Raw genomic sequence first — 9,070 nt, 5'->3', positions numbered from 1 at the left:
CCGCTTCATCTCGCGGAACGAGCCCTCGCGCTGCATCTTCTTCTTCAGCGCCTTGAGGGCCTGATCGACGTTGTTGTCGCGAACGAAAATCTGAACCAGAGGTCTCTCTCCTATTACCCGTTCCCGCTCGGCCAATCCTGGGGTCAGGCGGCGGCGAACGGACAAAAGCTTTTTTACCCGATGGCTTGCGGCCTTCGAGTTGAGGGCGGGCAGATAGCAGAACGATCAGCCGATGTCCACGGCGGACAGGCGCAAAAAGGCCGGCTAAAAGAAGCCATGGCGAACCAAGACGGCTGGGCCGAAACCACCGAGCAACAGGTGCTGGACGCGGCGCTCACGCGCGTCACCACCCAGGGCTTCACCTGGCCGACGGTGCGCGCGGCCGGCCAGGCCTGCGGGCTGTCGGCGGCCGAGACCGAACTTCTGTTGCCGCACGGACCGGCGGATCTCGCCGCCCTGCTGGCGCGGCGGCATGATTCCGCGGCCCTGGCCGCCCTGCCCGACCCTGCCGGCCTGAAGATCCGCGCCAGGATCCGCGCCGCCGTTGAGGCGCGGCTGGACGCCGCGGCGAAGGATGAGGCGGCCGTGCGCCGCTGGGCGGGGTACCTCGCCCTGCCGCTGCACCTGCCGTTGGCCGCGCGGCTGCTATGGGACAGCGCCGACAAGCTGTGGCGCTGGGCCGGCGACACCGCCACCGACGAGAACCACTATTCCAAGCGCGCGATCCTGGCCGGCATCCTGGCCTCGGCGCTCGCCATCCGGCTGTCGGGCGGCAAGGACGAGGCCATGAGCTTCGTCGACGCCCGCATCGAGAACGTCATGGCCTTCGAGACCTGGAAGGCCGGCCTGAAGACCGGCGACCTTCTGAAGGACCTGGCCGGCGCCCTGGCCAGGCTGCGCTACGGCTAAGCCTTCGGCAGCAATCCCAACTGGCCGCCGATCATCCTGTCGAACATCCGCGTGGGCATGATTTCGCCGATGAAATTGCGGAACGGGTCGGGGGTGACGGTGTAGCGCGGCTTGGGCTTGGCCAGGGTGAGCGCCTTGGCCACGGCCTCGCCGATGATCTCCGGCGGAAGGCCGCTCGCGCCGAGGCCGTTCATATAGGCGTGGACCTTCTGCAGGGCGGGATAGAACGGCGTATCGCGATAGGGGAGGATGTCTTCTTCCTTGGCCTTGCGCCAGATCGGGGTGGCCACGGCGCCGGGCGCGATGACGATGACGTCGACCCCGAGCAGCAGCAGCTCCCGCCGCAGGGCGAGGGACAGGCCCTCCACGGCGAACTTCGAAGCGTTGTAGGGGCCGACGAACGGCGTCGCGTTACGCCCGCCCACCGAGCTGATATTGACGATCCGGCCCGGCTTGCCCGTCCGGCCGTCGCCGGGCGCCAACAGCGGACCGAAGGCCTGGGTCACGATCACGACCCCGGTCAGGTTGACCTCGATCTGATGCCGGAACTCGGCGATGGGGAGGTTCATCAGAGGCCCGGCCACCGCCATGCCGGCGTTGTTGACCACCCCGGCCAGGGTCTCTCCGCCGAGCGCCTCGGCGACCGTGGCCGCCGCGGCCCGCACCGCGGCCTCGTCGGTGACGTCGAAGATCAGCGGGACATAGCGCTCGCCGAACTCCTGGCGCAGACGGTCGGCGTCAGCCTGCTTGCGTACGCTGCCGAACACCCGGAACCCCTGGGCGATCAGGACCTTGGTGACGCCCCAGCCGATGCCGGTCGAGACGCCCGTGACGACGACGCTTTTCATGTCCGCAATCCTAGCTGTTCGATCTGGGCGAGCTGGCCGGCGTCGAGCGGTCCCGCCGCCTCCGCCGCCAGGGCCTGGTTCAGCTCGTCCCGGTTCTTGACCCCCAGGACCAGGGTGTCGACGCCCGGCAGGCCAAGCGCATAGCGGTGGGCGATGATGGCCGGGTCCTCGCCCCAGGCCGCGCACAGCGCCCGGTAGGGCGCGGCGCGCTCGAAGTCCTTGGCGTCGGGATGGTTGGGCGAGACGGGCCGGTCGAAGGCCCGGGTCAGCGCCCCGGCCTGGACGGCGCGGATGCCCATGACACCCACGCCGCGCGCCCGGGCGGCGGCCAGGATGGCGCGCGGATCGGCCGGCTCGGCGAAGCGGCGGATGCCGCCGGCGGACTCCAGCAGGTTGGTGATCACCTGGGCGACCGCCGGGGCGGGGTCTCGCGCCAGGGCCGCCAAAATCGATTGCGGCACGCCGATGCCGGTGATCCCCCAGGCGCCGATCCGGCCCTGGGCGACCAGCCGCTCGAAGGCCGGGACCACCTCGTCGGCATAGATCGACCAGCGGGTGGAGAACTCGTCGCGGCGCGCGTCGCCATGGGCATAGGCGTAGTCGTCCGGGGCGATGCTGGAATGCAGGAAGAAGACATCGATCCGCTTCAGCCGCATGGCCGCGAGGGTCGCCTCCAGCGACGCCTCCAGACGGGCCGCGGCCTCGCCCGGCGGCGGCGAGCCCAGGGCGCACTTGGTCGTGAACTTCAGGTGGGCCGGCGGCGCGCCCTGGAAGGTTTCGCCGACGACGGCCTCGCAGTTGAAATACATGGGCGCGGTGTCGATCAGGTCGATCCCGGCCTCGACCGCCGCCCGCAGGGTGGCCACGGCCTCGTCGCGGTCGGTTGGGCCCCAGGCCTGGCCGATGCCGCCGCCCCCCAGGGTCAGGCGGCTGACATCTCCCAAGGAGCCGAGCGGCGAGGTCTTCACGGGGCGATCCTCCGGAGATATAGTCCGATTATCGGAATATCCGCCTTTCGGAATTCCTGTCAAGGCGACAGCCGCGGTCGCGGCGGTTAGGCTCCCGCTTGATGACTCGCACGGTCGACGACAGCCAGGCCCGGGCCCTCACGGCCGCCATCGGCGCCTTGATGCGGCAGTTCAAGCTGGAACCGGGCCTGCTGGCCGGCAGCGCTTATGCCGACCTGCACATCAACGATGTCGGCCTGCTCGCCATGCTGGCCGAACCCGGAGACTGGACGGTGCGCGGCCTGGCCCAGACCCTAGACGCCCCGGACTCCACCGTCTCCTCGGCCCTGGACCGCCTGGAGAAGCGCGGGCTGGTGGCGCGGCGGCGGCGCACCAGCGACCGCCGGGTGATGCGGGTGGAGCTGACCCCCGACGGCCAGGCCCTGACCGAGCGCCTGCGGGCCGGCCAGATGGAGAATTCGCGCAGCATGCTGGCGCGGCTGACACTGGAGGATCGCGCCCACCTGGTGCGCCTGATGGCCGCCGTGGCGCGGGGAGACGACTGAATGCCCACCGTGCATGTGAATGGGGTTTCTATCTATTTTGAACGGGCCGGCGAGGGCCCGCCCCTGCTGTTCATCTCGGGCACCGGCGGCGACCTGCGCAACAAGCCCAACCAGTTCGACGGGCCGCTGGCCAGGGCCTTCGACCTGGTCTCCCATGACCAGAGGGGGCTCGGCCGGTCCGACAAGCCCGACCGGCCCTACAGCATGGCCGACTATGCCGACGACGCCGCGGGGCTGATGGCTCATCTCGGCTGGGACCAAGCCCACGTGGTCGGCGTCTCGTTCGGGGGCATGGTGGCCCAGGAACTGGCCCTGTCGCATCCGGGGCGAATCGACCGGCTGGTCCTGGCCTGCACCTCCCCCGGTGGGGCTGGCGGCGCCTCCTATCCGTTCCATGAGATCGAGCACCTGACCGGCGAGGCCAGGGCCAAGCACCTGATCCCGATCTCCGACACCCGCCGCGACGCCGCCTGGGCGGCCGCCAATCCCGAGACCTACGCCCAGCTCGTGGCTCTGGGCTCGGCCGATCCCTTCGCCGAGGAGCCGGGCCGCAGGCAGGGCGCCCATCGCCAGCTCGAAGCCCGGAAGGATCACGACACCTGGGACCGGCTTGGCGACATCGCGGCCGCGACCCTGATCGCGGCCGGCCGCTACGACGGCGTGGCCCTGCCGGAGACCCAGGAAAAGATGGCCGCCCGGATCCCCGGCGCGACCCTGCGCTTCTTCGAGGGCGGGCACCTGTTCATGTTGCAGGACCGCGCCGCGGTCCCCGCCATGGTCGAGTTCCTGAAGGCCTAGACCGGGTCGGGCTTCAGCCCCGGCGCGGTCTCGTCGAACACTTCCAGCCCCGGTGGCGGCGCCATCGACTCGTCGCCCGCCTGGTGGCGGAGCAGGTAGTCGACAGCCTTGACCATATCCAGCGCACTGTAGGGCTTCGGAAGGGAGCCGATGGCGACGGTCTGGGCCGACCGCGCCCGGCTGACCTGGCCGCTGATGAACAGCACCGGCACCCCCATCGCCTTCAGCTCCCGCGCCAGCTCGATCCCGTCGTCGTGACCCTGGAGCTCGATGTTCACCAGGGCGAGGTCGGGCTTGCGCCCCCGCGCCGCGGCCAGCGCCTCCTGGTGACGGTCCGTCAGGTCCATGACGTGATAGCCGGCGTCTTCCAGCTCATCGCGCAGAGCCATCGCAGGGAGAATCTCGTCCTCGACGATCAGCAAGATCTCGCCACGGTTCACCGTTTCGATGGGCGGTCTCCTTCGTTCAAATCGCGACGCCCGCGACCCCGGCGGCGGCGTCCTCGATGGCGCGACCTTCGTCGGCCTCATCCGGGGGTCCGTTGACCAGGGCGATCTGGGTGCGGGTTATGGCGACGTGAGTTCCAGGATGCGCCGGGGCGACTTCCACGGCGGCGCCCATCTGTTTCGCGAGGGCCTGGACGATGCTGGTCCCAAGTCCGGGGCGGATGTCTGTCGGCATGCCGACCCCGTCGTCGGAGACCGACAGGACCCAGTTGGGGCCCCGGAATTCGCAATCCACCTGAATCGTGCCGCGCCGGCCGTCCGGATAGGCGTGCTTCAGGGCGTTGATCACCAGTTCGGTGACGATCAGGCCCAGGCTGACCGAGACCTTGGAGTCCACGACCCCACCCGCGCCGGTGACCACCAGGGAGAGCTGGTCGGGGTCGGTGATCATCGAGGCGCCGATGCTGTCGCAGAGGCTGGTGAAGTAGGCGTGCAGCTCAACCACGGCCTCGCCCGATCCGGCGAGCTGCCGTTCCAGGGCCGCGACCGACATGACCCGGTTGTGGGCATCCCTCAGATGACCGCGCGTCTCCACCGACTGGGTCTTCTTGGCGTTCTGCAGGAGCACGCTGGCGATGATCTGCAGACTATTGGCGACCCGGTGGCGCACTTCCCGCAACAGGACGAGGTTCTGGCGAAGGGCGTCGTCCTTCTGCTTCTCGCTCGCGCGGGCGTCCGTGACGTCGGTCACGGCCATCAGAAGCCGTAGATTGTCGAGGTCGAGATAGACTAGACGCTGGGCGTGGATCACCAGGCGCCGGGCGGGCCGCCCGGGCCGATCGAGGTCCATCTCGTAGGCCTCGATCGCCGCCGCGCCCGAGGCCGTTGCGTGCAGTAGGGACTGAAGCTGCGGCAGGGCCCACTCTCCCCCGCCCAGGCCGGACAATGAACGGCCTGGGGCGGTCGCCGGGTCGATCTCGAAGGTGTCGGAGAAGGACGTGCTCGCGGCCACGATGTTGAGGTCGCCATCCAGCAGCAGCAGGGGTCCAGGCGACGAGGCGACCATCGCCATCGCCAGGCTGAGGGCGACCTGCTCGGGAGCTGTAGGGGGTTGGGGAGCCACGGCTCGCCCTTCAAGGAACTGGAGGCTCGCGGAGCGAAAGCCGTACCCAGGCGGATTTTCGGGGACCGTCTCGCCCGATACCGGACCGACGCCCCTAATTAACACAACTGCGGGTAAACCGTTGCATGCCGCGCACGAAATGCGGCGGCGCCTGGCGGCCGTCTAGACCGCCCGCAGGACCGCCGCCACGGCCGCCGCCACTTGGGTGACATCGTAGGGCTTGCGGATGATCGGGGCGTCGAAACCCAGGGGAGCGCCACCGGAATCGCCGTAGCCGGTGGCGAACACGAAGGGAATGCCGCGCGCCGCCAAGGCCTCGGCCACCGGGGTCACCGACAGGCCGTTGAGATTGGCGTCGAGCACGGCCGCGTCAATCCGTTGGTTCAGCAGGGCCATGGCCTCGGAGAGCTCGTAGGCTGGGCCGATGACCTCGGCGCCGGCCTCGGACAGGCCGGTCTCCAGCTCGAGGGCCAGCAGCACGGCGTCCTCGACGATCAGCACCCGCGAACCGGTGAGATCGGTCGGGCCGGTGGGCGTCGAGACCATTTCGATCGGCTGGCGCGCCGGCGCCTCAGGCACGGTCTCGGGTCGTGCGACCACGGCCGCTGGACTGGCGCGCAACCGCACCCGCACGCCGGCCCGGCGATATTCGACCTCGGTCTCACCGTTCAGCTCGCGCCCGGTCACCTGGCCCAGCAGGGTGGAGCCGAAGCCCTGGCGGGTCGGCGGATTGACGGGCGGCCCACCGCTCTCGGTCCAGAACAGCTCGAACCCGCCGTCGGCGATCCGCGTCCAGCGCAGGTCCACGCGACCGGACTCCGTGGAGAGCGCCCCGAACTTCACAGCATTGGTGGCCAACTCGTGCAGGGCCAGCGACAGGGCGTTGGCCGCGCGGGGCGTGAGGAAAAGCTCAGGCCCCTCCCAGCGGGTCTGGCCAGGCGCCAGGCCGCCCAGCTCCGCGGCGGCGAGGTGGGCGATCGCCGCGCCGCGCCAGCGCGCGGCGGTCAGCAGCTCGTTGGCCGAGCCCATCGCCTTCAGCCGCCCGGCGAAGGTGGCCAGGAAACTGTCGAGCGAGGTGGTGCGCTTGGCGGTCTGGAAGGCCAGGGCCTGGACTGTGGCCAGGACGTTCTTCACCCGGTGGTCCAGCTCGGCCATCAGGGTGCGCCGGCGATCCTCCTCCAGGTGAAGGTTGCTGACGTCCTGCACGACACCGCAGACCCGGATGGGGCGGCCGTCCTCGTCGCGCACGAGCAGGCCGGACGACCGCATCCAGACGGTGCGGCCGTCATCCTCGCGGATCCGCCGGTATTCGGTCTCGAACCGCCCCGAGGCGCGCATGGAGGCCTCCATGGTCTTGCGGGTGGGGTCGCGATCGTCGGGATGGAGGCCGCGATAGAGCGCCTCGCCTTTCTCGGCGTTCAGGTCGCCTTGCGGCAGGCCGGTGATCGCCGACATCCCCGCGCTGTCGCGGAAGATGTCGCCGACCGTGGCCCACTCGTACTCGCCCAGGCGCGCCGAGTGCAGCGCCAGCTCGAGGCGTTCCCTGTCGAGATTGGGTTCGGAGGCGGTCTTCGCCATAGCCGCACCTTAAAGCCGGGTTCGCCGCGAAGCGACAGGAACCGAGAGTTGCACCCAGCTTTTGGTGGAACGTCAGTCAACCGACTTCCGCCGCCTGGCGGAACCGCCTAATATGTGTGGCGTTTGGGCTGTAACGCCTGGGCGCCCTTGCTTGAGGCCTGCCGAACATTTGGAGAGCACCCACATGGGCACGAACGCCATCGACCATGCCACTGACGAGGCCCGCGCCGCGGCCAACTCGGTCACCGAGTCCGCCGCCAAGCTGACCGCGGAGGCCCAGCGCAGCTTCAACGACGCCGCCAAGCGTTTCGAGAGAGTGGTCACCGAGGGCCTGGAACAGGTCCGCGCCCAGTCCCGCACCTATGCCGACAATGCCGGCCAGCACATCGACGAGGCCCAGCGCTACGTCGTCGAGCGCGTGAAGGAACGTCCCCTGATCGCCGCAGGCGCCGCCCTGGGCGCTGGACTGCTGATCGGGCTGCTGCTGGCCAGCGGCCGCAAGCGTTGATCCTGAAGAAAGCAGTCTATTTCGCCATCGCTGTCGCCGCGCTCGCCGCGGCGGCGGTCGTTTGCGTGGTCACCCTGGCCATGGCCCTGCACGCTGCGGCCCTGCCTTGGGTGGGCCCCGCCTGGGCGTCGGTGATCGTCGCCGGCGCGGCGACGGTGCTGATGGCCATCCTGGCCACGATCCTGCTGACCCGCGCCAATCCGCCGAACCAACAGAACGTCGCCGGCCAGGAGAAAGACCTGACCTCGCGCATCTTCGAATTGGCCCGCGACAAGCCTTGGGTGGCCGCCGGCGTAGTGGTCGCCGCCGCGGCCGTCGCCTTGAAGAACCCGAAGATCACCGCCGCCATCGTCTCGGCGGTCATGGCCGGTCGCGCCTCCAAGAAATAACGAACCAATAGCCCGGAGGGGGGTTTTCCAGGGACAGCGGGCTTGCCGCGCCTCCCCAGGATGATCCCATGTTCGAGCTTCCTCCCCTACCCTATGACCACGCCGCACTGGAGCCCGTAATCGGCCGGGCGACCATGCACCTGCATCACGAGAAGCATCACCAGAGGTACGTCGACACGACCAACGAGCTGCTGGCCAAGCAGGGCGAGACCCTCGCCAGTCTCGAGGAGGTGGTCCGCGCGGCGGCCGGAAAGGCGGACGCGAAGAAGCTCTTCAACAACGCCGCCCAACTCTGGAACCACACCTTCTTGTGGACCTGCATGACCCCCAAGGCCCAGACGCCGGGCGGGGATCTCGCCCAGGCGATCGACCGCGACCTCAGCGGGCTGGCCGAACTCAGGACGAAGTTCGTCGAACTCGGCGCCGCCCACTTCGGCTCCGGCTGGGTCTGGCTGGCGGCCGAGGGCGAGACGCTCAAGCTGGTCGACACCCATGACGGCGACAACCTGCTCACCCACCAGGGCCTGATCCCGCTCTTCGTCTGCGACCTCTGGGAGCACGCCTACTATCTCGACCACAAGAACGACCGCGCGGCCTTCCTCGCGGCCTGGTTCGACGCCCTGCCCAATTGGGCCTTCGCGGGCGACCAGTATGCGGCGGCGTGCGGCCGCGGCGAAGTCTGGCGCCACCCACACCCCACCACGTCTTCGGGAACAGGAGCGGGTGAACGGCGTTCGAATCTGGGACGCTAAATCGGAGGAACGACTATGCTCGGTTGGGCTTTGACTTTCCTGGTGGTCGCTCTGATCGCCGGTCTTCTAGGCTTCACCTCTATCGCCGGTGCGGCGATGGGTGTCGCCAAAATTCTGTTCTTCGTCTTCCTGGTGCTGTTCGTGGTTTCCCTCGTCATGCACATGGTGCGAGGGCGCGGCGCACTTTAGCCGCTCCAGGAATCGAC

General features: G+C 69.2%; 13 protein-coding genes. 7 read left to right on the top strand and 6 right to left on the bottom strand.

The genetic code is table 11. The annotated features are described in order from the left end of the window. The coding region (gene rpsU, locus Q8Q88_RS02785; protein WP_305581362.1) for a 30S ribosomal protein S21 at nucleotides 1-135 on the bottom strand (135 nt) is incomplete at its 3' end. A gap of 141 nt (nucleotides 136-276) precedes the next feature. On the opposite strand from rpsU, the gene Q8Q88_RS02780 reads away from it, so the two are divergent. Next, nucleotides 277-909 (top strand): COQ9 family protein, encoded by a 633-nt coding sequence (locus Q8Q88_RS02780; RefSeq protein ID WP_305673672.1) that lies wholly within the window; start codon nucleotides 277-279, stop codon nucleotides 907-909. Here Q8Q88_RS02780 and Q8Q88_RS02775 read toward each other — a convergent pair. Together Q8Q88_RS02775 and Q8Q88_RS02770 are read right to left on the bottom strand one after the other, a co-directional pair. Further along, nucleotides 906-1,757 (bottom strand): SDR family NAD(P)-dependent oxidoreductase, encoded by an 852-nt coding sequence (locus tag Q8Q88_RS02775; protein WP_305673671.1) that lies wholly within the window; start codon nucleotides 1,755-1,757, stop codon nucleotides 906-908. The two genes, Q8Q88_RS02780 and Q8Q88_RS02775, sit on opposite strands and share 4 nt — an antisense overlap. Next, nucleotides 1,754-2,725, bottom strand: a complete 972-nt coding sequence (locus Q8Q88_RS02770; RefSeq protein WP_305673670.1) for an aldo/keto reductase — start codon at nucleotides 2,723-2,725, stop codon at nucleotides 1,754-1,756. The genes Q8Q88_RS02775 and Q8Q88_RS02770 overlap by 4 nt, the downstream gene beginning before the upstream one ends. Before the next feature lie 101 nt (nucleotides 2,726-2,826). On the opposite strand from Q8Q88_RS02770, the gene Q8Q88_RS02765 reads away from it, so the two are divergent. Next, complete coding sequence (locus Q8Q88_RS02765) at nucleotides 2,827-3,270, top strand: MarR family winged helix-turn-helix transcriptional regulator (RefSeq protein WP_305673669.1); 444 nt, start codon at nucleotides 2,827-2,829, stop codon at nucleotides 3,268-3,270. Continuing rightward, nucleotides 3,271-4,068, top strand: a complete 798-nt coding sequence (locus Q8Q88_RS02760; protein ID WP_305673668.1) for an alpha/beta fold hydrolase — start codon at nucleotides 3,271-3,273, stop codon at nucleotides 4,066-4,068. On the opposite strand, the gene Q8Q88_RS02755 is transcribed toward Q8Q88_RS02760, so the two are convergent. From Q8Q88_RS02755 to Q8Q88_RS02745, 3 genes are all read right to left on the bottom strand, one after another. Further along, nucleotides 4,065-4,490, bottom strand: coding sequence for a response regulator (locus Q8Q88_RS02755; RefSeq protein WP_305673667.1), 426 nt, complete (start codon nucleotides 4,488-4,490; stop codon nucleotides 4,065-4,067). The genes Q8Q88_RS02760 and Q8Q88_RS02755 overlap by 4 nt on opposite strands. A 43-nt stretch (nucleotides 4,491-4,533) precedes the next feature. Beyond that, nucleotides 4,534-5,637 carry a sensor histidine kinase gene (locus Q8Q88_RS02750; protein WP_305673666.1) on the bottom strand — a complete coding sequence of 368 codons (1,104 nt, stop codon included), beginning with the start codon at nucleotides 5,635-5,637 and terminating at the stop codon, nucleotides 4,534-4,536. Nucleotides 5,638-5,799: 162 nt separating this feature from the next. Next, on the bottom strand, nucleotides 5,800-7,215 hold the full coding sequence (locus Q8Q88_RS02745; RefSeq protein WP_305673665.1) for an HWE histidine kinase domain-containing protein: 1,416 nt from the start codon (nucleotides 7,213-7,215) through the stop codon (nucleotides 5,800-5,802). 184 nt (nucleotides 7,216-7,399) lie between these two features. On the opposite strand from Q8Q88_RS02745, the gene Q8Q88_RS02740 reads away from it, so the two are divergent. The 4 genes from Q8Q88_RS02740 (at nucleotide 7,400) to Q8Q88_RS02725 (ending at nucleotide 9,053) form a co-directional block, all read left to right on the top strand. Then, nucleotides 7,400-7,723: a hypothetical protein gene (locus Q8Q88_RS02740; protein WP_305673664.1), complete on the top strand. Its 324-nt coding sequence runs from the start codon at nucleotides 7,400-7,402 to the stop codon at nucleotides 7,721-7,723. Beyond that, nucleotides 7,720-8,112: a hypothetical protein gene (locus tag Q8Q88_RS02735; protein ID WP_305673663.1), complete on the top strand. Its 393-nt coding sequence runs from the start codon at nucleotides 7,720-7,722 to the stop codon at nucleotides 8,110-8,112. Before Q8Q88_RS02740 ends, Q8Q88_RS02735 begins: the two co-directional genes overlap by 4 nt. Before the next feature lie 68 nt (nucleotides 8,113-8,180). Further along, entirely contained in the window at nucleotides 8,181-8,864 is a 684-nt protein-coding gene (locus Q8Q88_RS02730) for a superoxide dismutase (RefSeq protein WP_305673662.1), read from the top strand. 15 nt (nucleotides 8,865-8,879) lie between these two features. Then, complete coding sequence (locus Q8Q88_RS02725) at nucleotides 8,880-9,053, top strand: DUF1328 domain-containing protein (protein WP_305673661.1); 174 nt, start codon at nucleotides 8,880-8,882, stop codon at nucleotides 9,051-9,053. The last annotated feature ends 17 nt before the right edge of the window (nucleotides 9,054-9,070 follow it).

Origin of the sequence: Phenylobacterium sp., from assembly GCF_030697925.1 — a bacterium.
GTDB lineage: Bacteria > Pseudomonadota > Alphaproteobacteria > Caulobacterales > Caulobacteraceae > Phenylobacterium.
This window is presented reverse-complemented; position numbering and strand designations above follow the sequence as displayed.